The following is a 24,226-nucleotide window of genomic DNA, read 5'->3' as shown; positions in this document are numbered from 1 at the left end:
TTTTTTAAAATTTCACATTTACACCAAACAAGAACGTACGTTGTCTAGGGTAAATGGTCTTGTCCAAACCATTGTTCGTAATCTCTGGGTCCAAACCTGTGTACTTAGTGAATACGAAGGCGTTCTGTACACCTGTGAAAAGTCTGATCGAAGACGTTTCGTTCACGAACTTAGGGAAGGTGTAACCCAGGGTGATGTTATCCACTTTCAAGAAAGATGCATCCTCTATGTAAATGTCGGAAAGAAGCACATCCGAAGTGGTCGTAAATCCTGTAGTCAAGACGTTTCTAGGCGTGTTGTTCAAAGCCGTATCGGTCTTGAGCAAGTTCAATTGAGCCTGGCTCGCGTTCACACCGTTATAGATGTGGTTGCCAAGGCTTGCTCTCAGGTTGAAATAGAAATCGATGTTTTTCCAAAGCACCATGTTAGACGAAAAGCCCATAGTCAAGTCTGGATCCGGGTTTTTGTAGATGTATTTGTCTTCGGCGTTGAAAGTTCCGTCTCCGTTCAAATCGGCATAAGCACCTTCGATAGGTGTTCCGTCGTTATTATACAATTGTTTGTAAACATAGAAAGACCAAGGGGAATATCCTTCGCTGAAGATTTGACCCGGAGTTCCGGTTCCGCCAACGTTTTCACCGACGAAAATATCGGCTCCGTAAATCAATTCGTCGATTTCTCTTCTGTAAGTCGTAGCGTTGAAGTTGACGTTCCACTTGAAGTTTTCGGCTCTCGAAACCTCGGCATTGATGTTGAATTCGATACCTTTTGTCGTGAAAGCCCCGATGTTTTGATACGCGCGGTTCGAGTTGTTCGATCCGTCCGCAACAGCGGCATCAACCAAAAGCTTGTCTGATTTTTTGTAGAACACATCAATCGCACCTGTAATCCTGTTGTTGAGGAAGCCGTAATCCAAACCAGCGTTGAACGTAGTGGTTTCTTCCCACTGGATTTTCGGGCTGATGCGGTTTGGTATTGCCACGTTATACTGGTTGTTCCCGAATACGATTTGCGATTGCCCGTCACCTGTCGTGATGGTTTGAAGGAATTGGCCATCTATCACGTTTTGCTGTCCGGTGATACCATAACCGACGCGCAATTTCAAATCGGAAACCGTTTGGTTATCCTTAAAGAATTCCTGGCTTACTCTCCAGGCAAAGGAAGCTGCCGGGAAATTTCCGAACTGGTCGCCTTCTTTGAATTTCGATGAACCGTCTCTTCTGTAAGCTAACGTCAAGAGATATTTGTCCTTGAAATTGAGGTTCGTCCTTCCGAAGAAACCGATCAGGAAACGATCGATATCGGTGTCTGTCTCAGGAAACAATCCCGAACCCGGAGTTCCGTAGTTTGGTTGAAGCGTGTTCCTTGTATAGTAAAGTTGGCGTTCGAACTTTTGGTAGGAATAACCCGCTGTCGCTTCAATATCGAGTTCCCCGACTTTTTTGTTATAAACAAGATAAGCATCCAAAAGCTTGTTTCTTCTCACCTCTTCGGTGTATTCGTGGGTTCCGTAGTTGTCGTCTCCGTTAGAAGGTCCCGAAGCCACCACATCGCGGGCAACGTCTCTTCTTCTCGTACCGTTGGCTTCGTCGAAACCAAGGTTCACTACAGCTCTCAATTCAGGGAAGAAGTGAAGTTTGTAATCGAATTCTACGTTTCCGAGAATCCTGTTATTTTCACCTCTGTCGTAAGTCTGCATCAATTGTGCGACCGGGTTACGAGGAGCAAGTGACAACGGATAATCTCCGGCGCTGTTAGGACCTGTATAATATTCGAAATATCCTTGCCAAGGAGAACCTGCCTGACGCACCGGTTGGGTTGGATCAAAACGGATAGCCGTTCCTTCTACTCCATCCGCAAAACGGTTTTTCTCGTTAGAATAGTTCGCGTTCACTCTCATTTTCAAGTGGTCGTTGAAGAAAGTCGGATTGATCGATGCGCTCACTGTGCTGCGGTTGAAATCGTTGGTCAGACGAAGACCTTCCGTATACGTGTTCCCGATAGATAAACGAGCCGGAATCCTTCCGAAAAGGTTGCCTCTCAATTGCAAATTGTTATCTACGAAATCTGTGCGTCTGTAGATTTCATCCTGCCAGTCTGTATTCGCATTTCCCAGCAAAGCCGCATCTTGAGGACGATATTGCTGTATCATGGCGCGGTAGTCATTGGCGTTGAACACGTCTACTTTATTCATCAGACGACCTGTTCCGTACTGAAAATTATAATCGACCGAAAGATTCTTGCTACCGCTTTTTGTAACGATGATGATTACACCGTTAGAAGCGCGCGAACCGTAGATCGCAGTAGCCGAAGCATCTTTCAAAACAGTAACCGATTCGATAGTGTTCGGGTTAAGGGAAGCCAAAAACGAAGTAGATCCCGTGTTGGTGGCATTGTCGATCGGCAATCCGTCTACCACGATAAGCGGGTCGTTGCTCGCAAAAAGAGAAGCTCCACCGCGAATCCTGATTTCCGAACCCGAACCAGGCGCACCACTCGTATTGATGGTAACACCGGCGACACGGCCTTGAAGCAAGTTCTCTGTAGTGACGTTCGCCCCTTTGTTGAAGTCTTTGGTAGTGACGGTTGTAACCGATCCGGTCGCGTCTTTTTTCTTGACGGTTCCGTAACCTACCTGGACGACGACTTCCTGCAATTGGTTCGCATCCTCTTCCATACCTTGCGAAAGGGTCGCCTGACCTGAATATTCGACGACGATGTCCTTAAATCCGATGTAAGAAAAAACGATTTTATCGCCTCTCTTTACATTATTTAAGGTATAATTACCGTCGAAATCGGTAGAAGTACCGTTTGTGGTACCTTGAACGACTACGTTCACCCCGGGCAACGGCTGACCGGTAGCTTTTTCGGTCACCGTTCCCTTAAGAACGCCCTGTGCCAGAGCGCCAAAAGGCAAAAGCAGTAGGAAAATGAACAACTTTTTGTAAATTGTTTTCATACATTTTGTTTAGGTTAAAAAATCTGTTTTGTTTAGCTTGTACACTACTTCGAATGTTAAAATTAAGTAAAATCTCATACGATTTCGTAACACCCTACCAGAAAGGGTCGCGCAAACGTTTTCGTGTTGAAAACTTTCCCATAATTGCAGCATTCACAGGTCGTTATTGCCAATTTTCCAATGCCGGACACACTAATTCACGAAAACTAAAATTCTTAATTTCTTAACATGAAGAGGAAGATAACCCTTAAACAAATCGCAAAAGAATTAGACGTCTCGATCTCGACGGTTTCCAAGTCGCTTCGGGACAGTCCCGAAATAAGCGAGGACACTCGACTCAAGGTCCAGGCGTTTGCGAAACTCTATAACTACAAGCCCAACAACATCGCGTTAAGCCTTAAGAACAGGAAGACCAAGACGATTGCGATCATCATTCCCGAAATCGTACACCACTTTTTCGCCACGGTAATCAGCGGAATCGAACAGGTCGCGAACGAAAGCGGCTACAACGTTATCATCTGCCTTTCGGACGAATCGTTCGACAAGGAAGTCATCAACATGGAAATGCTCGCCAACGGAAGCATCGACGGGTTTATCATGTCGCTGTCGAAAGAAACTCAGAACAAGGCCGATTTCCACCATATCATCGAGGTCATCAACCAAGGAATGCCCGTGGTCATGTTCGACCGCGTGACCAACGATATCTTGTGCGACAAGGTCATCATAGATGACAACCGCGCTGCTTTCGATGCGATCCAGAACCTTATCGATAACGGCTTTAAGAAGATTGCGCTGATCACGACCGTCGATTATGTGAGCGTCGGTAAATTGCGTACGGAAGGCTACCTGCGCGCGCTTCGGACAAACGACGTGAACGTAGACGAAAACCTCATCCTTCGCATAGAAGACATCGACAACTGCGCGGTTCCGATCGAGAAATTCATCGCCGCGAACAAACCCGACGCCGTTTTCGCCGTGAACGAACTGTTTGCCGTAACCGCGATAAAAGGTGCCAAGAAAATCGGCTTGAACGTACCCGAAGACATTTCGGTGATCGGATTCACCGACGGCATCATCTCGAAATATTCCTCGCCAAGCATCACGACGGTTAGCCAGGACGGCATCGAAATGGGCGGGAAAGCGGCCAAAATGCTTATACAAAGGCTAGAATCCGAAGACGAGGAAGAAGAAGAACATTACCGTACCGAAGTCATCGAAACCCATCTTGTGGAACGCGAATCGACACGGGCTTTAAAAAGGGGAAGTTTTTAGGGATTGACAGATTTTCAGATCGTCAGATTCACGGATTTTCAGATGGGAAACCCGCATGGATTCCAATGCCAATTCCTTCTGCATCTTATCGAATTTCTGAAAATCTGAAAATCTGTACATCTGAAAATTCGATCCAAAGTTATCAACACGAAAACGTTAACGTAAGCCTTCGAACGCCATTTTCCGATTTCCGAAAAAATTAAACCTTATATTTGACGAGATTATCAGGCTTGTACACCACTTCGAAACTAACAAGTTTGATAAGCATTGCGCTTATCGTAACCTTATTTTACGATAAATGGAAAAGCGTAGATTAAGTTTCTGGGAAATCTGGAACATGAGTTTCGGGTTCTTGGGGATTCAATTTGGATTCGCATTACAGAATGCGAACACTTCAAGGATTTTCGATACTCTCGGAGCCGAAGTCGATAAGATCGGCTTGTATTGGCTTGCCGCACCTTTGACCGGTTTGATCATCCAGCCTATTGTGGGTTATTTTTCTGACAGGACATGGACAAAACTAGGTCGAAGGAGACCCTATTTCCTTGTCGGCGCCATCCTTTCTTCGCTTGCACTGCTCGTTATGCCCAATTCGCCTACGCTTTGGGTCGCGATCGGGACATTGTGGATCATGGATTCTTCAATCAACATCTCGATGGAGCCTTTTCGCGCGTTTGTGGGCGATAACCTTCCCGAAAAACAGCGAACGCTTGGTTTTGCCATGCAAAGTTTCTTTATCGGGCTTGGAGCCGTGGTAGGTTCCGCATTGCCATACGTGTTCACGAATTGGTTCGGAATCAGCAATACAGCTCCAGAGGGAGTTATTCCCGAGTCGGTGAAATGGTCTTTCTACATTGGAGGCGTCTGTTTTCTACTTGCCGTATTGTGGACCGTTTTCAATTCTAAAGAGTATTCCCCTGAAGAACTTCAAGCCTTTGAAGAAAAGCACGAAGAAACAAAATCAAATCAAAACGATGTTAACCATGGAGTCACAATCCCGAGACAATTTGGCATTGGTATCGTTTTACTGATTATCGGTGGATTGTTTTCGGTTTATGTCCATCACATCAATTCAAAAGTAAATGAAAACGGAGAAGCGAATCAGCATAAGGAGCTTTACATCCTTTCTATCGGACTGGTTGTTGTTGGGTTCTTGTTTTCATTGGTTTCTCAATTGCGAAAAAAAGGTACGCGAAATGGTTTTACCGTGATCGTTACCGATCTTTTGAATATGCCAAAAACCATGAAGCAACTTGCTTGGGTACAATTTTTCTCATGGTTCGCGCTGTTTGCAATGTGGATTTACACAACAAATTCGGTTACTGGGCATGTGTTCGGTGCAACAGACCCAAAATCTAAACTTTACAACGATGCCGCAGATTGGGTAACCGTAATGTTTGCATTGTACAATGGCGTCGCGGCTGCAGTTGCATTTTTATTGCCTGTTTTAGCCAAACGTACCAGCAACAAATTCACACATATGTTGGCTTTGGTGGCAGGTGGTTTTGGATTGATTTCCATTTATTTCTTATCGGACAAAGTCGGACTCTTGCTCGCCATGGTTGGTGTCGGTATTGCCTGGGCTAGCATTTTATCTATCCCGTATGCGATGCTTTCGGGTTCACTTCCATCTGCAAAAATGGGCTATTATATGGGGGTTTTTAACTTCTTCGTAGTTATTCCGCAAATCGTTGCCGGAACGATACTGGGTTTTCTTGTAAAAGAATTCTTCAACAGCGAACCAGTTTATGCTCTAATCGTGGGAGGTTGTTCCATGATCCTCGCCGGCTTGTTGACATTAGGCGTCTCCACCAACAAAAAAATTGACATTAATGAATAAAAAAGCATTCATATTCGACCTCGATGGCGTTATCGTAGACACGGCTAAATACCATTTTTTGGCTTGGCAGAAAATCGCCGATTCTCTTGGCATCGAATTTACACCCGAGCACAACGAAGCGTTAAAAGGCGTGAGCCGCGTCCGTTCGCTCGAAATCATCCTGGAACTCGGAAATGCGCAGGCTTCGCAGGCCGACAAGGATGTTTGGCTCAAGCAGAAAAACGAAGATTACCTGTCGTACATCAAAAACATGGACAGAAGCGAAATCCTTCCGGGCGTGATGCATGTACTGCAATACCTAAAGGAAAAGCAACAACCGATCGCACTTGGTTCGGCCAGCAAAAATGCGCGTATCATCCTTGAAAAAGTAGGGATTCTTGACTATTTCGACGTAATTATCGACGGAAACGACGTAACCAACGCCAAACCCGATCCCGAGGTTTTCGTGCGTGCGGCCAAGAAGCTCAAGATTTCCAATGAGGATTCTATCGTGTTCGAGGATTCGTTTGCCGGAGTCGATGCCGCGAATATCGCCGGGATGACGAGCGTAGGCATCGGAGATGCGAAAATCCTTAAGAAAGCGCAATACATTTTCCCCGATTTCGTGACGATAGATTTGAGTTTTATCGACACGTTGATCAAGAAATGATCCGCAAAAAACAACAAAGCAGTAACACCTTGCGATGCCACAAGTCCTTTTCAGGCAATTGACATCGCAAACCATCAATCATCAATCACAAAAAAATCAACAACCGAAGCGAGCCGACCTCTAAAGGCAAACTTCAAAAACGAAAAGACAATGCATCAGGATTATATAAAGCCAGACAACTGGTCGATCATAGAAGAAGGGTTTGAGCGCGACAACGTCAAGTCCTCCGAAAGCTTGTTCAGCATAGGCAACGGAGCGATGGGCCAACGCGCCAATTTTGAAGAAAAATACTCTGGGGAAACTTTCCAGGGAAGTTATATCGGCGGCGTTTATTATCCCGACAAGACCAAAGTGGGCTGGTGGAAAAACGGCTATCCGGAATACTTCGCGAAAGTTTTGAACGCACCGAACTGGATCGGGATCGACATCGAAATCAACGGCGAGGAATTTGACATGAACGTTTGCGCGCAGGTGAAAAACTTCAAACGCGAACTCAACATGCAACAAGGTTGGTACAACAGGTCGTTCGAAGCGAAATTGCAGAACGGAACCGAAATTTCGGTAAACGTGCGCCGTTTTCTGTGCGCCGATCTTGACGAAGCGGGGATCATCAAATACGATATCACGCCTTTGAACAACGACGCGAAAATCGTGTTCAAACCTTACATCGACGCGGGCGTTCACAACGAAGACGCGAACTGGGAAGAGAAATTCTGGGAACCGCTTTCTGTGAATCAAAAAGGCGAAAACGCGTTTGTGACGGCACGTACATTCAAGACGCATTTTACCGCCACGACATTTATGCACAATTCGGTTTCGGTTGACGGAACTGTTTTGGGAACGACTGAAAACGTCGAGAAAACCAACGATAAAATCCAATTTACATACACGGTTTCGGCTGGAAAAGGACAAGTCGCTTCCATCGAAAAAATCGGCGGGTATACGTCTTCGATGAATCATCAGGACACGGTTTCGGCTGCCGATTCCGTCATCGCATCCGCGAAAGCGAAAGGTTACGAAACCTTGTTGCGAGACCAGATTGATGCCTGGGCGAAAGTCTGGGAAATGAGCGACATCACGATCGATGGGGACGTGAAAGCGCAGCAAGGCATCCGATTCAATATTTTCCAGTTGAACCAAACATATTCTGGTAAAGATTCGCGCCTGAACATCGGTCCGAAAGGCTTTACCGGTGAGAAATACGGTGGATCGACGTATTGGGATACCGAGGCGTATTGCATTCCGTTTTACATGGCGACGAAAGACCAGCAAGTGGCGAAAAACTTGTTGGTTTACCGTTACAATCAATTGGACAAAGCGATTGAAAATGCGGCGAAACTTGGGTTTACGAATGGTGCGGCTTTGTATCCGATGGTAACCATGAACGGAGAAGAATGCCACAACGAATGGGAAATAACGTTTGAGGAAATCCACAGGAACGGCGCGATAGCGTTCGCGATTTTCAATTACGTTCGATATACAGGCGATTATTCTTATGTTCCTGAAAAAGGATTGGAAGTGCTTATCGCGATTGCTAGATTCTGGCAACAGCGCGCGACTTGGTCGACTGCGAAAAACCAATACGTGATTTTGGGTGTGACGGGTCCGAATGAGTACGAGAACAACGTCAACAATAATTTCTACACGAATTACTTGGCACAATGGTGCATCAATTATACGGTTGAGCAATTGGAGAAAGTTTCGGCTGAATTTGGTCAGGATTACGAAAGAATCCTCGGTAAAACGAAACTAACTTTGAACGAGGTTTCGAAGTGGAAAGACGTTGCCGATAAGATGTATTTGCCGTATTCGGAAGAACATCAAGTGTATTTGCAGCAAGACGGATTTTTGGATAAGGAGCTTGTAAAAGTGCACGATTTGGATAAGTCGCAACGTCCAATCAACCAGAAATGGTCGTGGGATCGCATCCTTCGCTCGCCATATATTAAACAAGCCGACACGCTTCAAGGTTTTTATTTCTTCGAGGATCATTTCTCTAAAGAAGAATTGGAAAGACACTTTGATTTTTACGAGCCTTTCACGGTTCATGAAAGTTCGCTTTCGCCTTGCGTGCACTCGATCCAGGCTGCGGTTTTGGGCAAGATGGAAATGGCGTACACATTCTATTTGCGCACATCGCGACTTGATTTGGACGATTACAACAAGGAAGTTGAGGAAGGTTTGCACATCACGTCGATGGCCGGAACCTGGATGAGCATCGTAGAAGGTTTTGGCGGAATGCGCGTCAAGGACAACCAGCTGCATTTTTCGCCGCGGATTCCGAAAGAATGGAACGGATATTCGTTCAAGATCAATTTCCGTGGGCAGATTCTCAAGATTTCGGTTCATCCGGAAACGACGGATTTTGCTTTGGAAGGCGGTGAGGAACTCACGGTTTTTGTGAATGGAAAAGCGGTTACTGTGGAGCCGAATGGGTTGGTGACGGTGTAGTTTTAACAAAATGTACAGAAAAACCTCAAAGGTTTTGAAAACCTTTGAGGTTTATTTGACTAATGGAACAAGTCAAAAAACTCGAAGCCAATCAATCGTATATCATCACTCATGTCGGCAACAACGACGAATTGATTTTTCGAGATCAGGAAAATTGCCGATACTTCACAGAATTGATGGAGAAACACATTCATCCCGTCGCGAAAATTCTCGATTGTGAAATGCATTTGAATCGATTGGAGATCAAGGTTCGGATTCGGCCCGTGGAAGAAATTCCCGAAAAATATAAAACAAAGATTTATCAACCTTTCTCGAATTTGTTCAACAGCTACACGAAAGCGTTCAATAAACGTTACGATCGAACGGGAAGTTTATTTCGGGTGCGATTCAAGCGGGAGGAAATAATCGAGTAATCTTCTGGAGGCATTTTGCTTTCGGATTGAATTCTATTGAAACAACTACAATTATGAAAGCAAATTTTACTTTGGACCTTTTTTCAAAATTTGGTTTTGGTTCTAAACCTCAAAGGTTTTCAAAACCTTTGAGGTTTCTAATCACAACATTAACACTATTTACCCTACTACCAAACCAACTCCTCGCCCAACTCCAAAAAACCGAACCGCCATTCTGGTATTCCAACATGAAAAACCCGGAACTGCAAGTGATGTTCTACGGAAAAGACATTTCCAAATACACCGTTTCGGTTTCCGACAACGTTCCGATTACAGGCGTCACCAAAACCGAAAACCCCAACTATCTGTTCGTCACGATCGATACCAAAAACATCCCGGCGACTCAATTGACGTTCACATTTTCCGAAAAAAGTAAAACCAAATTCACCCACAAATACGAACTCAAACAAAGACGCAAAGATTCCGCGCTGCGACAAGGTTTCGACTCTTCCGATTTGGTCTATCTGATCATGCCCGACCGTTTCGCGAACGGCAATCCGTCCAACGACAACACATCAAACACGAAAGAAAAATCCGATCGCAACAACGACCACGGACGTCACGGAGGCGACATCGACGGCATCATCGACAATCTCGATTACCTCAAAAGTTTAGGCGCGACAGCCGTTTGGAGCACGCCGCTTTGCGAAGACAACGACGCCCGCGGCTCTTACCACGGATATGCCCAATCGGACGTGTATAAAATCGATGCGCGATACGGCACGAACGACGATTATCTCAAGCTTTCATCGGAATTGCACAAACGCGACATGAAGCTGATCCTGGATTATGTGACCAACCATTGGGGCGCCGAACACTGGATGATCAAAGATTTGCCGACATACGATTGGGTGCACCAATTTCCGGGTTACGCCCAAAGCAATTACCGCATGACGACACAATTCGATCCGAACAAATCCGAAATCGACAAAAAATATTGCGTAGACGGCTGGTTCGTGAAGTCGATGCCCGATCTCAACCAAGCCAATCCGTTGGTTTTGAAATACCTCACGCAAAACGCGATTTGGTGGATCGAATACGCCGATCTCGACGGATTCCGTGTCGACACCTACAGCTATTGTGACAAAGAAGGCATTTCGAAATGGACGAAAGCGATCACCGACGAATATCCGCACTTCAACATCGTAGGCGAAGTCTGGATGCACGATCAGGCGCAAATGGCCTATTGGCAGAAGGATTCCAAAATCGGGGCGATCCAGAACTATAATTCGTATTTGCCTTCTGTGATGGATTTCACGCTTCACGATGCCTTCGGAAACGTGTTCAACGAAAACGAACCGAATTGGGACCGCGGCATCATCAAAGTGTACGAAAACTTCACGAACGACTTTTTGTATCCGAACATCAATTCGATTCTCGTGTTTGCCGAAAACCACGATACGCAGCGTTTCAACCAGATTTACAAAAACCTCGATTCGTATAAAATGGCGATGACGCTGATCGCTACGGTGCGCGGAATCCCTCAAATCTACTACGGTTCCGAAATCGGGATGCAAGGCGACAAAGGAAAAGGCGACGGCGACATCAGACGCGATTTTCCCGGCGGATGGAACAGCGATCCGCACAACGCCTTCACGTCTTCTGGAAGAAACGAAACCGAAAAAGCTTATTTCGATTTCTCGTCCAAACTGTTTAATTGGAGAAAGTCGAAATCGGTGATTCACAACGGAAAAACGCTGCAGTTTTTACCTGAAAACAATGTGTATGTCTATTTCAGATACAACGAAAAAGAATCGGTCATGGTCGTGATCAACAATTCCGACAAGGCGCAAACATTCAAAACCGCGCGTTTCGCCGAAGGCCTCAAGGATTTCACGACAGGAACCGATGTCGTTTCCGGAAAATCCGTCGATTTGGAACAAGATGTCACAATCGAACCAAAATCGGCTTATATTTTGGAGCTGAAATAATCAGGAGCTTTTGCTTCGCCAGTTCGCTTTTTAGAAGCTCGTGTCCGGCTTCCGCGATTAGCTTTCTTGAAAAACCTTGTTTTGCAGCCTTTGCGAAGAGCTTCTTCCAGTCGCTTCCGCAAAAAGCGCAAAGCGTACGGTTTTACTGCAAAAGGCTAATTCGCTGCATCCGGGCTAGGCTTCAGGATCAAAAAACAAATCTCTACTCATGTTCACCATCAACCAAATCCATTCCGCCCATTCCAAAGTGAAATCCGGCGCCGATTTTCCGGCTTACATCCAGGATTTGAAAAAACTCGGAGTAATATCGTATACGACTTTCGTCAACAACGGCCATACCGACTATTTTGGCGAAGGCGATTTCAACGCCGTTTCGAATCCGAAATATGAAATGCTTGGCGTTTCCCATAACGCAAATGCCGATGTTTTTAAATCCGATCTCAAAGCACATCAGCAAGGACAATCCGATTATTTGACTTTCTGCACTCAAGCGGCCAAATCGGGAGTTGAAAAATGGACGTGTGACCTTAAAAATGACTTGTACGTATTTCGATAAAAACGGAAATGAAATTCTCGTCGAGCAAATTCCGGGAATGTGAACGTTAAAAATCCAATTACCGACAAAGCCTCCGATTCACTTCGAGAGGCTTTGTTATTCATGGAAAATCCGTAAATTTCACCATAATTAAAAACGCCTCGCCTTGTTCGTTCGCTAACTTGTCAACGCGAGGAAACCGACCTATGAAGAAAACGCTTTTCTCCGCAATCCTCGCGACATTGATGATGAGTATGAATACCGAGGCGCAAACCGCACCGAAAACTCCTGCCAAAAAAGAAAAATTGCCTTTCGTTTGGGAAGGCGCGAACTTGTATTTCTTGCTCGTCGACCGATTCAATAACGGCAACCTTTCGAACGACGTCAATTTCGGACGCAACCAACCCACCGGAAAACTGCGCGGATTCGAAGGCGGCGACCTTAAAGGCATCACCCAGAAAATCGAGGAAGGCTATTTTGACAAGCTTGGGATCAATGCCATTTGGATGACACCGATCGTCGAACAGATTCACGGCGGAACAGACGAAGGTCAAGGTCTCACCTACGGCTTTCACGGGTATTGGACAAAGGATTGGACGCAAATCGACCCGAATTTCGGAACGGCGAAAGACCTCGCCGAACTCGTCGAAGTCGCTCACAGCCACGGCATCAGGATTTTGCTCGACGCCGTGATCAACCACACCGGCCCGGTTACCGACCAAGATCCGGTTTGGCCTCAGGATTGGGTCAGGACAGGCCCGCAATGCGATTACAAGACGTTCGATACGACCACGGCGTGCACACTCGTAAAAAATCTACCCGATGTCCTCACCGAAAGCAATCAGGAAGTGCAATTGCCGCAACACCTCATCGATAAATGGAAAGCCGAAGGCCGATATGAGCAAGAAGTGAAAGAACTCGACGATTTCTTCAAGAAAACGGGGTATCCGCGCGCGCCTCGTTTTTACATCATCAAATGGCTCACGGACTACATCCGTGAATTCGGCATAGACGGTTATCGCGCCGATACGGTCAAGCATACCGACGAAAAAGTCTGGGGCGAATTCAAATCGCAATGCAACATCGCATTTGCCGAATGGAAAGAGAAAAATCCTGAAAAAACAATGGATTCTAACGATTTCTTTACTGTAGCCGAAGTGTACGGATACGGCATTTCAAGCGGGAAAGACTACAATTTCGGAGATAAGAAAGTCAACTATTTCGAAAACGGGTTCAACAGCCTGATCAATTTCGAGTTCCGATGGGACGCCGAAAAGACCAACGAATTCATCTTCTCGAAATATTCCGACAAGCTCAACAACGTGCTCGAAGGCTACACGGTCCTGAATTACCTGTCTTCGCACGACGACGGCAATCCGTTCGACGGCAAACGCACGCGAACTATAGAAGCTGGCACGAAACTGTTGCTTTCACCCGGAATTTCACAAGTATACTATGGTGACGAAAGCGCAAGATCACTCGTCATAGAAGGCACTCAAGGCGACGCGACGTTGCGTTCGTTCATGAATTGGGATGAGATCGCGAACAACGAAAATTCCAAGAAATCGCTCGAACATTGGCAGAAACTCGGCAAATTCCGAAAGAGACACGTGGCCGTCGGAGCTGGCGTCCATAAAGTCATATCGGGTAAGCCGTATGTGTTCAGCCGTGGTTACGAAAACGGCGAAATCAAGGATCGCGTGGTCATCGGCCTCGATTTGCCGGTTGGCCCAAAAACGATCAAAGTCGCGTCGGTTTTCAAGGATTACACCAAATTGCGCGATGCCTATTCGGGCAAGGACGTGATGGTCAAATTCGGAGAAGTGGAACTCGACACGCCGTTTTCGATCGTGCTTTTGGAAAAGCGATAACTTGGGTTTCCGATGAAAATCAAACGCAAACGCATCATTTGGACGGGAATCGGCATTGTGCTGCTTTTCCTTTCGTTCCCGATTTTTTTCATCGCCAAGACCGCTTTTGCCGAAGACGGACACAAACCGCCGACGCCTAAAGGCTATACGAACGATGCGAGCGAACTCAGCCTGACCAAAATCGATTCACTTGTCGATATCGCTAAAACCCGCGACAGTATCGTTTTACAACTCAAAGACCTTATCGCGTATTCGAAATCGTCGGGCAAACCGATCTCGATCGCGGGCGCGCGCCATTCTATGGGCGGACATACGATGTATCCCGACGGAATCGTACTCAACATGCGGCCGTACAACCATATGGAATTTGATTCCATCCACAACATTTTGACGATTGGATCGGGCGCACTTTGGCAAGACGCAATCAATTACCTCGACAAATTCGACAAATCGATTGCCGTGATGCAGGCGTTCAGCTCGTTTTCGATTGGCGGTTCGATGAGCGTGAACGGACACGGCTGGCAAAAAGACTCGCCACCGGTTTCCTCGAGCGTGGTTTCGTTCACTTTATTGAAATCGGATGGGGAAATCGTGACTTGCAGCCGCACTGAAAATGCGGAATTGTTTCATTTGGTCATTGGCGGATACGGTCTTTTCGGCATCATCCTCGACGTCAAAATGAAAGTCGTCGACAACGAGAACATGAGTTTCACGCGATATAAACTCGATGCGAAAGACTATCTCACGTACTTTAAAAAACACGCGTCCGAAGACAAAGACGTGAAACTGGTTTTTGGCCGGCTCAATATTTCAGATAAGGAATTCCTGCTCAATGCGACGCTCAACGTATTCAAATCGACGGGTAAGCCGCTCGTGAAAAAACCGCGTAAACATTCGGCAAAAACGACCGAAGTCAAGCGTTTGGTGTTCCGCAGTTCGGTCAACAGCGAATACGGCAAACGACTCCGATGGGATTTGGAAACGCATTTGGGAGAATTCACGGCCGACGCAAACATCTCGCGCAACGAAATCCTCAACGACGACGTAAGCCTTATCGAAAACAAAGATTTCGGTTCGACCGATATTCTGCAGGAATATTTCATTCCCGAACGCCGTTTCGACGAGTACGTGCAGGCGTTGAAAAAAGTACTCCCCGACAATGACATCGACTTGCTCAACATCACGATCCGCAACGTATACAAAGACAACGACAGCTATTTGGCGTATGCGCGCGAAAATGTGTTCGGATTCGTGTTCTTGTTCAACCAAAAGAAAACCGATGAACAGGAAAAAGCCATGAAAGCGCTTACCCAAAAACTCGTCAAACTAGCGATCGATCACGACGGCACGTATTATTTGCCGTATCGACTGCACATCGACAAAACCACGTTCCGCAAAGTATATCCGCAGGCCGATTCGTTTTTCGCACTCAAGAAAAGATACGATCCCGACGGCATTTTCAGCAACAAGTTTTACGAGCATTACCGATAAGCCGATGGAAATCAAGACACACCTCATCGGAAATTTGAAAATCGCCGAAGTGTTTTCGGATGTCATCCTGATCAATGACGCGGGCGAAGGGCTTGAACTGCTCGTGAATATGTACTATCAGGATTTCGATCGGATTTTGGTGCACGAAACCAACATCATACCTGCTTTCTTCGATCTCAAAACCCGTATGGCGGGCGACATGCTGCAAAAATTCTCGAACTATCGAATGGGCTTGACGATTGTTGGCGATTTCGAAAAATACGACAGCAAAAGTCTTCATGATTTTATTTTGGAAAGCAACAAAGGCCAGCTTATCAATTTTTCCCAATCTGTTGACGAGGCTTTGGATCGGATGTCAAATATGTAAAATTAAGCCGCCGATAAAGGCCAGACCTCTTTCGTCTTGAAAAACACGGTCCAGAAATCGGCGAGCGCGAAAAGTACACGTCGGCTTTCGCAGTTCGGGTTTTCTACACACTTGTCGATATGCGAAAAGAAATGCTTTTTGAAAATTTCGGCTAATGGTGTAAGCCCATATTCGCTTTCTACGGTTTCTTTCATTAATTGGCCGCATTGCAGTCTGTGTGCAAAACGTTCGGAAATCATCAAGTTCAGCGCTTGTGTGGTAAGTTGCGTCTTCATTCTGTAATTGTTTTGAGCAAAGTTAGAAGACGTTGCTGGCGGCACTTTACAGCAAAAGCGACCTTTCTTGTACAATTTGTCTCATTAAAGATTACAAAAACCATGGTCCAGATAAAGATTGTGATGGCTACATTTGCAAAAAAATCCCATGCAGATCATCGCGCACCGAGGCGCCAAAGGCTATGTTTCCGAAAACACGATCGCGGCTTTCCGAAAAGCGCTAGAAATGGGCGCGGACGGCATCGAACTCGACGTGCACCTTTCCTCCGATGGACAAATCATGGTCTTCCACGACGAGCATACCGACCGGTTGACGGGCGTTTCGGGAACGGTCAAAGACATGGCTTGCGACGATTTACAAAAACTCAAAGTCGATTTGCACCACGAGATTCCGACGCTTGCGAAAGTACTCGATTTTGTAGACAAGCGCTGCCTCGTCAACATAGAACTCAAAGTCGAGGCTGCGGCGCGTCCGGTTACGCAACTCATCGAAAAATACGTTTCCGAAGGCTGGAATTACGATCATTTCCTTGTTTCTTCGTTCGATTGGACGGCTTTACAGGAAATCCGCAACCGGAATCCCAAAATCCCGCTTGGCGTACTTACAGAAACCGATCTGGATTTGGCCATCGGGTTCGCAAAATCGATAAATGCCGAGACGTTGCATCCGTATTTCCATTTGCTCGACGAAGCTTCAGTCAAAAAAATAAAAGCCGAAAACTTGCGCTTATACGTCTGGACGGTCAACGAACCCGAAGATATTTCGCGCATTGAAAACTTTGGCATAGACGGCATCATAACCGATTTCCCCGACCGCGCATGAAAACCTACGACATTTTGATATTGGGCGGAGGCGCCGCGGGTTTCTTCACTGCCATCAATGTGGCCGAAGCCAATCCGAGATTGAAGATCGCGATACTCGAACGCGGCAAGGACGTGCTCACAAAAGTGCGCATTTCGGGCGGCGGACGCTGTAATGTGACGCATGCGTGTTTTGATCCTGACGAACTCGTGAAATTCTATCCGAGAGGCGAAAAAGAACTGCGCGGCCCGTTTCATACGTTCGCTTCTGGCGATACGATCGAATGGTTCGAAAGACACGGCGTCGAACTCAAGATTGAGGAAGACGGCCGCATGTTTCCCGTTTCGGATTCGTCCCAAACCATCATCGAGTGTTTCCTCGAAGCGACGAAAAAATGTAAAATCGACGTGCTCACCACACAAAGCGTGCAATCTGTCTATCAAGGCGAAAACCATTGGAAAGTCGACACGAACCAAGAACAATTCTCGTGTCAGAAATTGGTTTTTGCCACCGGAAGCAATCCGAAAATGTGGGAATTGCTGCAAGGCCTCGGACACTCTATCGTAGAACCGGTTCCGTCTCTTTTCACATTCAACATCAAAGACAACCGAATAAAGAATTTGCCCGGCGTTTCGGCTTTGGCTTCGGTAAACGTCAACGGCACGAAATTCGAATCGGCCGGGCCTTTGCTCATCACGCATTGGGGAATGAGCGGACCGGCAATCCTCAAACTGTCGGCTTGGGGCGCGCGGATTCTTGCCCAGAAGAACTACCAATTCGGGATAACCGTGAATTGGCTTCATACATCGGATGCCGAAGAAGCCGAGCAAATCCTGCGCGACATCAAGCAAAACCAACCCAAAAAGGCCGTCGTCTCGAAATCGCCTTTCGATTTCCCGAATAGGTTGTGGGAAAGCCTTGTGACGGCTAGTGGAATCCCGTCCGAACAAAAATGGGCCGATCTGTCGAAAACCCAGCTCCAAAAACTTTCGACGGAACTTACCCAATCTAAATTCAACGTCAACGGCAAAAGCACGTTCAAGGAAGAGTTCGTGACTGCGGGCGGCATCGACCTCAAAGAAGTGAATTTCAAGACGATGGAGAGCAAAGTTTTACCGAACGTTTATTTTTCGGGTGAAATCCTCAATATAGACGCGATTACGGGCGGTTTCAACTTTCAGAATGCGTGGACAGGCGCGTTTATTTTGGCTCGCTCGATCAGCTAACGTTGAGCGTTTTGTGCAATTGTTTATATTTGAAAAAACAACGAATTGCATGAAAAAAATTACTTTTTTAATCTTATCGGCTCTTTGTGGAATTGGAGCAAATGCCCAGTTTTATGAAAATTTCGATGGCGCGAGCGTATCGGCCCCGACTTCGAACGATTGGGTTTTACCAACCGGAACGTGGAAAATCTTGAGTACGGCCGGAACGTCGAGCTGGACGCTTAACGACGCCTCGCATCCGTCGAATACATTACCCAATGCGGCTTTCCTGCCGTCTGAAACCTTGACCGAAGGCCAAACTTCGATGGATGTGTTGGTTTCTCCGTTGACGCCTTTCCCAAACAATGCCACGTTGCTTTTCAACGCCAAACACACTGCAGATGCCGGATTGTCGGTATTCGTGCTTCCGGCGACCGCTAATATTGACGATCCCGCTACCTTTTCGGGCATCACTATTTTCGACCCTACGAATTATCCGACTGGAGTTTACAACAACCGCACCTTGCACATAGGCGGCACGGGAAATACTTCGGGTTATATCGTTTTTAAAAGATCGTATACCCAAACCTCTGGTTTTACGCCGGGTGAAATCCTCATTGACGACATTGCGCTTGTATCGGATTGCTGGACACCGGACGCGAACGTTTTTACGCTCGGACCTGCGGGTAATGGCGCCGTACTTTCATGGCCCGCTACTTATGCCGGCCAATATGAGGTGCATGTCGTGCAAGCGGGAACGACTTTCGATCCGAATCTGGGTACAACCATCATCGCTAACGGGAATTCTGTTGGTTTGACCGGTACGACGCAACCTTCGGCCCAACCGATAGTGCCTAATACGTCTTATTACGTGTATGTTCGCGGCGTTTGCGAATCTTCGGCGAGCAATTGGGTTCAGATTGGGCCGTTTTATCGTCACTTGCCCGAATGCGGTTCGATGTTTTACGACGATGGCGGACCTGCGTCTACTTACTTGCCAAACGCCAATACGACCTTTACCATCTGCCCAACGAATCCGGGCGATATGGTAAGTGCTTACTTTCAGGAATTCAATACCGAAGTCGGTTTCGATGCGCTTTATGTGTTTGACGGGCCTTCGACGGCCGCGCCTATGATCGCGAGTATGTACGGCGTTGGGAATGTTCCGGGCGGTTTGCCCGGCGGTTATTGGGGAAATACGATTCCCGGTCCTTTCACATCTTCGAGCCCTGACGGTTGCCTTACGTTCCATTTCCGATCGGATGGCACGAACAATTTAGGCGGATGGAAAGCCGAGATTTCGTGTGGGCCGCCTGTATCTTGCATCCATCCTGTGCTTTCCAGCCCTATCGTCACCGACACATCGGTCCTGCTCGATTGGCAAACTTTCGATTTTGCGACTTCTTGGGAAGTGATCGCATTGCCTTGCGGTTCTCCGGCTCCGGGTTTTGGTCCCGTTGCAGGAGCTGTTACGGTAGACACGCATCCGTATGAAATAACTGATTTACAAGAAACCACCTGCTACGACTTTTACGTGCGTTCGCTTTGCGGAGTTCCCGGAGATGGCGGACAAAGCTCTTGGTCAAGCCCGATTTCGGCTACGACCGGTGAAAATTCGGGCGCAATCGTTTTGAAGCCTTTTGTCGATACCAACAATAACGGCACGTTCGACACGGGTGAATCCATATCGCATTTCGGTAACTTCCTGGTTTCGAATTCAGGAAACGACTCTACGATGTGGTCTTCGAGTGGTGTCGTATTGCTTTCGACTCCCGGAATTACGGTGAATATCACGTATCAACTGCTGTCTGAATACGCGTCTTACTTAACTCTTGTGAATCCCAGCTATTCCAATCTTACGGTAGACAACACTTTGCAGACGTATTATTTCCCGGTACAAGTTGTACAGCCGCTCACCAATATGTCTGTGGCACTTGTGGCTTCGAACGCGCCGAGACCGAACATGGTATACAACAATTACGTGATGGTTTCGAATTACGGCACGGCGACCCAGACCGCTACATTGGACTTTACGAAAGATCCTGTTTTGGGTACGCTTTCGTCGAATCAGCCGATAACGCTTACTCCGACCGGTTTTACCAAATCGGTTACGCTGGCGCCAAACCAGACTTCGCTGATCGATATCGACATGCAAGTTCCCGATGTTCCTGTAGTGAATATGGATGATGTGATTACTACATCGGCTGCGTTAACGGGCGTCACGAATTCGCTTTCTTCAGATTTTCTAAGCTTCACGCATACGATGAACGTCGTGAATTCATACGATCCGAACGACATTGCCGAAAGCCACGGCCCGCAAATAGACATCGATGAATTTTCGGACGCCGATTATCTGTATTACACCGTTCGTTTCCAGAATACCGGAAATGCCGAAGCGATCAATATCAGCATCGAAAATACGCTCGACGATCAACTCGACGCTGAATCGTTGCGAATGGTAGGTGCGAGCCATACGTATCAAATGACGCGTACAGGAAACGATTTGACTTTCCGTTTTGACGGCATCAACCTTACATGGCAATCCCAAAACGATGAATCGAGTCAAGGTTGGCTCACGTACAGGATAAAAGTCGATCCGGGATTCGAAGTCGGCGATGTCATACCAAACGTGGCCAACATTTACTTCGATACGAATCCGGCGATCGTGACCAATACGTTCGAGACACAATTCGTGGAGCAGTTGGAATTGCCCGAATCTGATGCGAACCAACTCTTGATCTGGCCGAATCCTGCGACGGACAAACTGCAGATCAGACTCGACGCATCAGCAGGTTTCAATAAGGTGGAGATTTACGATATTGTCGGCAAAAAAGTGGGCGAGAATACATTGGAATCGGGAGCTGCCACTTTAGACATTTCGGCTTTGCCTTCTGGATTGTATCTCGTAAAAGCCCGCTCGTTTCAAGGCGGAACACTTTCAAAAAAACTAATCGTGGAATGATATGAAAAAGATTTACCTGTTCTTGTTGCTGATAGGAAGTTTGGCTCAAGCCCAATTCGTTGAGACTTTCGACGACAATACCGTGATTCCGCCTGCAGGGAATGGCCCGTGGACATTGCCGTCGGGCACTTGGTACGTTTATGACAATGGCATAGGTACGAACTATTGGACGCTGAATTCAAATTATCCGGCTCTTTCGGGCAGTCACGCGGCTTTTATGGACCGACAGAACATCGGTTCGGGCAATCTGTCGAAAGATTATCTGGTGACGCCGTCTTTTTATGTGACTCCCGACGCGAAATTGTATTTCAGGGCGAGTTCTGCGATCGCGGGTTATTCCAATTCGAAACTTCAGGTTTGGGTCGCACCGGGAACGGCCGACCCGACACAAGCGAGCTCATTTACCACGATGCTTGCCGAATACAACGACGATGTCCTGCCGTTAAATCCGGTTTACGGGCAATACGAAGTCACTTTGCCGTACCCAAGCGGAACGGCCGTTTACGTGGCTTTCGTGCGTACTTGCACCCAGACTTCGGGATCGCAAACCGGAGACCGTATTTTGCTCGACGACATCAATAATTTTTCGCCCGTACTTTCATGCCATCAGCCGCAGAACCTTACCGTTACCGGAGTCTCACCGCTAAATACGTCGGCCAATGTAAGCTGGAACGAAATCGGAGGCGCGACGTCTTGGGAAATCCTTGTCGTACCGGCAACCGACTCCGATCCGTCGGATAGTGATTCGGGCATCGAAATATTCGACAACCCGCACCTGATCACCAATTTGCAAGCCAACGAATCGTACATGATTTATTTGCGTTCGAATTGCGGAAACGGGTTGCACAGTTCGTGGAAATCTGTTGGTTATACCGCGACTCCCGTATATCCTCCGTTGGTTGGCGATACTTCGTTGTACACGATTCCCCAATTGGTACAATCGGTGCTCATAGATAATCCTTGCCTCAACATATCCAACATCACCTCTTCGGGTTCGGCCAATTATGGCGGTTTGCCCAGCATCGGGTATTTTTATGGCGGCTCGGGCACGCAATTCCCGTTCGAATCGGGAATCGTTTTGTCTACGGGAGCGGTGAGCCAGATTTCGGGACCTAACACCTCGTCGCTTGGATACAGCGCCGGAGGCTGGCCCGGCGATCCCGACCTCGAAGCGTTGGCTCTGGCTACCATCGGCGAACCTATGTTTGGCAAGAACGCTTCTGTACTTGAATTCAATTTTACGAGCCTTGCGCCTCAGATGAGTTTCAACTTCGTATTCGCTTCAGAGGAGTACGGCATGTTCCAATGTACCTTTTCAGACATGTTCGCCTTCTTGCTTACCGACCTTCAGACGGGCGTCACAACGAATTTAGCGGTAGTTCCCGGCACCAACGGACTACCGGTTTCGGTCGTGACCGTTCGTGACGGAGCTTACAACGCGGGTTGCAATTCGGCCAACCCTCAATTTTTTGGGGAATATTATGGCGATGGCAGCAGCTCGTTGAATGCACCGATCAACTTCAACGGCATGACGGAAGTGATGACGGCTTCGGCTTCGTTGGCCGTCAATCATCAGTATCATTTGAAATTGGTCATTGCCGATAAACAGGATACTCTTTTGGATTCTGCGGTATTCATCGAAGCCGGAAGTTTTACGCAAGGCCCGCCACAATGTTCAGACAAATTGGAACTCGTAGCCTTTGTGGACGAGAACGGCAACGGTGTCAAGGACGGAGTTGAACAGAACTTCACTTACGGCTCGTTCGCGATTTCGCAAAACGCCGGACCTGTCCAACAGGTTTACGTTCCCGACGGCGAATATTCGCTTTATGACGACGTTCCGACCAATACATACAACCTGAATTACGCGATCCAAAATGAGTTTTCGGGCTATTATTCTTTTTCGGGTTCGGGCTATACCAACCAGACCATCGCAACGGGAAGCGGCACGCAAGTATTGTATTTCCCTATTGTGTTGACCAACCCGTACAGCGATGTGAGCCTAACCGTATCGCCTGGCTCACTTCCGAGACCGGGATACACACATTCTTGTCAGGTTTTTTATCACAATAATGGCGTTTCCATGACTTCGGGAACATTGGATTTCACTTCGGATATGCTTACGACGATTACATCGAGCACCTTGGCGGGAGCTAACATCAACAGCAACACCCTTACTTACAATTACATCGGGTTGCAACCACAGGAAACGCGCTCGTTCATGGTCAACATTTCGGTTCCCGACGTACCTACGGTAAACTTGGGCGATGTGCTTACGCATTCGGCTTCGATTACGGCTTCGGTCACGGAAATCAATCCGGCGAACAACAGCTCGTCTTTGTCGCAAGTCGTCGTGAATTCTTTTGATCCGAACAATATCGTCGAGCATCACGGACCTGAAATCCCGATCGATACGTTTTCTCAAAACGACTATCTGTATTACACCGTCAATTTCCAGAATTTGGGCACGGCCGATGCGATACACGTAAAGATCGACATGGACTTGGATCCGCAATTGGACGAAAACAGCATTACAATCCTGGAATCGAGCCACGACTATGTCTTACAGCGCAACGGCACACATCTGCAATGGAAATTCGATTACATCATGCTTTCTTCGAATTTGGCAAATGAAGCCGCCAGCAAGGGCTTTGTGACGTTCCGTATCAAATTGGATCCGGGCGTTACGGAAGGTGATATGGTTCCGGCGTCTGCCAATATTTTCTTCGACTCAAATCCTGCGATCCAAACCAATGTGTTTGAGACGACTTTTACAGACGCTTTATCTTCTGGAGATGTTATAAAAACCGATGCGAGAATTTATCCGAACCCGGCTTCACAAAACGTGTTTGTGTCTTTATCGGATGCGCAAATCATCCAAAAGATCAACGTATACAATATTTTGGGAGCTAAAGTTTTGGAACAGGATTTTGGCACGTCCTCTGCCATTTTTAACGTGCTTGGTTTATCGAAAGGGGTATATGTCATAAAAATACTTTCAGAAAACAACATGGAATTCACAAAAAAATTGTTAATTAAATAAATCGCAATTGCCCATCAACAAAGGAATCCTCCAAAATTTGGAGGATTTTTTCATTTTTATGAAATCTTAAGACTTGCTTAACAATTTGTAAATCAATAAATTTACGGGATACCAAAAAACA

15 protein-coding genes are annotated in these 24,226 nt (G+C 46.9%); 13 read left to right on the top strand and 2 right to left on the bottom strand.

The window, feature by feature from the left end:
• Positions 1-4 precede the first annotated feature (4 nt).
• Positions 5-2,959 carry a SusC/RagA family TonB-linked outer membrane protein gene (locus HZF10_RS07320; RefSeq protein ID WP_176005545.1) on the bottom strand — a complete coding sequence of 985 codons (2,955 nt, stop codon included), beginning with the start codon at positions 2,957-2,959 and terminating at the stop codon, positions 5-7.
• 228 nt (positions 2,960-3,187) lie between these two features.
• Between HZF10_RS07320 and HZF10_RS07315 the strand changes: the two genes are divergently transcribed.
• From HZF10_RS07315 to HZF10_RS07275, 9 genes are all read left to right on the top strand, one after another.
• Positions 3,188-4,231, top strand: coding sequence for a LacI family DNA-binding transcriptional regulator (locus HZF10_RS07315; protein WP_176005544.1), 1,044 nt, complete (start codon positions 3,188-3,190; stop codon positions 4,229-4,231).
• Between the two features lie 298 nt (positions 4,232-4,529).
• Positions 4,530-6,071: an MFS transporter gene (locus tag HZF10_RS07310; protein WP_176005543.1), complete on the top strand. Its 1,542-nt coding sequence runs from the start codon at positions 4,530-4,532 to the stop codon at positions 6,069-6,071.
• A complete protein-coding gene (pgmB, locus tag HZF10_RS07305) occupies positions 6,064-6,720 on the top strand; it encodes a beta-phosphoglucomutase (RefSeq protein ID WP_176005542.1) in 657 nt (218 codons plus the stop codon). The genes HZF10_RS07310 and pgmB overlap by 8 nt, the downstream gene beginning before the upstream one ends.
• A 150-nt stretch (positions 6,721-6,870) precedes the next feature.
• Positions 6,871-9,171: a maltose phosphorylase MdxK gene (gene mdxK, locus HZF10_RS07300; RefSeq protein WP_176005541.1), complete on the top strand. Its 2,301-nt coding sequence runs from the start codon at positions 6,871-6,873 to the stop codon at positions 9,169-9,171.
• A 466-nt stretch (positions 9,172-9,637) separates the two neighbouring features.
• The gene (locus tag HZF10_RS07295; RefSeq protein ID WP_176005540.1) at positions 9,638-11,554 is read left to right on the top strand and encodes a glycoside hydrolase family 13 protein; all 1,917 of its coding nucleotides are present in this window, start codon (positions 9,638-9,640) and stop codon (positions 11,552-11,554) included.
• Between the two features lie 208 nt (positions 11,555-11,762).
• Positions 11,763-12,110, top strand: a complete 348-nt coding sequence (locus HZF10_RS07290; RefSeq protein ID WP_246282506.1) for a DUF1398 domain-containing protein — start codon at positions 11,763-11,765, stop codon at positions 12,108-12,110.
• Between the two features lie 185 nt (positions 12,111-12,295).
• Positions 12,296-13,960: an alpha-amylase family glycosyl hydrolase gene (locus HZF10_RS07285; RefSeq protein WP_176005539.1), complete on the top strand. Its 1,665-nt coding sequence runs from the start codon at positions 12,296-12,298 to the stop codon at positions 13,958-13,960.
• Between the two features lie 12 nt (positions 13,961-13,972).
• Complete coding sequence (locus HZF10_RS07280; protein ID WP_176005538.1) at positions 13,973-15,451, top strand: FAD-binding oxidoreductase; 1,479 nt, start codon at positions 13,973-13,975, stop codon at positions 15,449-15,451.
• A gap of 4 nt (positions 15,452-15,455) precedes the next feature.
• Positions 15,456-15,818, top strand: a complete 363-nt coding sequence (locus HZF10_RS07275) for a DUF4180 domain-containing protein (protein WP_176005537.1) — start codon at positions 15,456-15,458, stop codon at positions 15,816-15,818.
• A gap of 2 nt (positions 15,819-15,820) precedes the next feature.
• Here HZF10_RS07275 and HZF10_RS07270 read toward each other — a convergent pair whose 3' ends face one another.
• Positions 15,821-16,093, bottom strand: a complete 273-nt coding sequence (locus HZF10_RS07270) for a hypothetical protein (RefSeq protein WP_176005536.1) — start codon at positions 16,091-16,093, stop codon at positions 15,821-15,823.
• A gap of 148 nt (positions 16,094-16,241) precedes the next feature.
• On the opposite strand from HZF10_RS07270, the gene HZF10_RS07265 reads away from it, so the two are divergent.
• From HZF10_RS07265 to HZF10_RS07250, 4 genes are read left to right on the top strand one after another with little or no spacing between them, the layout of a single operon-like run.
• Positions 16,242-16,916: a glycerophosphodiester phosphodiesterase gene (locus HZF10_RS07265; RefSeq protein WP_176005535.1), complete on the top strand. Its 675-nt coding sequence runs from the start codon at positions 16,242-16,244 to the stop codon at positions 16,914-16,916.
• Positions 16,913-18,121 (top strand): BaiN/RdsA family NAD(P)/FAD-dependent oxidoreductase, encoded by a 1,209-nt coding sequence (locus HZF10_RS07260; RefSeq protein ID WP_176005534.1) that lies wholly within the window; start codon positions 16,913-16,915, stop codon positions 18,119-18,121. The genes HZF10_RS07265 and HZF10_RS07260 overlap by 4 nt, the downstream gene beginning before the upstream one ends.
• A gap of 49 nt (positions 18,122-18,170) precedes the next feature.
• On the top strand, positions 18,171-21,062 hold the full coding sequence (locus tag HZF10_RS07255) for a DUF7619 domain-containing protein (protein ID WP_176005533.1): 2,892 nt from the start codon (positions 18,171-18,173) through the stop codon (positions 21,060-21,062).
• Between the two features lies 1 nt (position 21,063).
• Positions 21,064-24,105, top strand: coding sequence for a choice-of-anchor L domain-containing protein (locus tag HZF10_RS07250; RefSeq protein WP_176005532.1), 3,042 nt, complete (start codon positions 21,064-21,066; stop codon positions 24,103-24,105).
• The last annotated feature ends 121 nt before the right edge of the window (positions 24,106-24,226 follow it).

Origin of the sequence: Flavobacterium agri, from assembly GCF_013401995.1 — a bacterium.
Lineage (GTDB): Bacteria > Bacteroidota > Bacteroidia > Flavobacteriales > Flavobacteriaceae > Flavobacterium > Flavobacterium agri.
Note: the sequence above shows the minus strand (reverse complement) of the source record. Positions and strands in the feature narration are given on the sequence as shown.

Coding starts and splice junctions, on each gene's coding strand:
- HZF10_RS07320 (WP_176005545.1), bottom strand. CDS start 2,959: ATGAAAACAATTTACAAAAAGTTGTTCATTTTCCTACTGCTTTTGCCT.
- HZF10_RS07315 (WP_176005544.1), top strand. CDS start 3,188: ATGAAGAGGAAGATAACCCTTAAACAAATCGCAAAAGAATTAGACGTC.
- HZF10_RS07310 (WP_176005543.1), top strand. CDS start 4,530: ATGGAAAAGCGTAGATTAAGTTTCTGGGAAATCTGGAACATGAGTTTC.
- pgmB (WP_176005542.1), top strand. CDS start 6,064: ATGAATAAAAAAGCATTCATATTCGACCTCGATGGCGTTATCGTAGAC.
- mdxK (WP_176005541.1), top strand. CDS start 6,871: ATGCATCAGGATTATATAAAGCCAGACAACTGGTCGATCATAGAAGAA.
- HZF10_RS07295 (WP_176005540.1), top strand. CDS start 9,638: ATGAAAGCAAATTTTACTTTGGACCTTTTTTCAAAATTTGGTTTTGGT.
- HZF10_RS07290 (WP_246282506.1), top strand. CDS start 11,763: ATGTTCACCATCAACCAAATCCATTCCGCCCATTCCAAAGTGAAATCC.
- HZF10_RS07285 (WP_176005539.1), top strand. CDS start 12,296: ATGAAGAAAACGCTTTTCTCCGCAATCCTCGCGACATTGATGATGAGT.
- HZF10_RS07280 (WP_176005538.1), top strand. CDS start 13,973: ATGAAAATCAAACGCAAACGCATCATTTGGACGGGAATCGGCATTGTG.
- HZF10_RS07275 (WP_176005537.1), top strand. CDS start 15,456: ATGGAAATCAAGACACACCTCATCGGAAATTTGAAAATCGCCGAAGTG.
- HZF10_RS07270 (WP_176005536.1), bottom strand. CDS start 16,093: ATGAAGACGCAACTTACCACACAAGCGCTGAACTTGATGATTTCCGAA.
- HZF10_RS07265 (WP_176005535.1), top strand. CDS start 16,242: ATGCAGATCATCGCGCACCGAGGCGCCAAAGGCTATGTTTCCGAAAAC.
- HZF10_RS07260 (WP_176005534.1), top strand. CDS start 16,913: ATGAAAACCTACGACATTTTGATATTGGGCGGAGGCGCCGCGGGTTTC.
- HZF10_RS07255 (WP_176005533.1), top strand. CDS start 18,171: ATGAAAAAAATTACTTTTTTAATCTTATCGGCTCTTTGTGGAATTGGA.
- HZF10_RS07250 (WP_176005532.1), top strand. CDS start 21,064: ATGAAAAAGATTTACCTGTTCTTGTTGCTGATAGGAAGTTTGGCTCAA.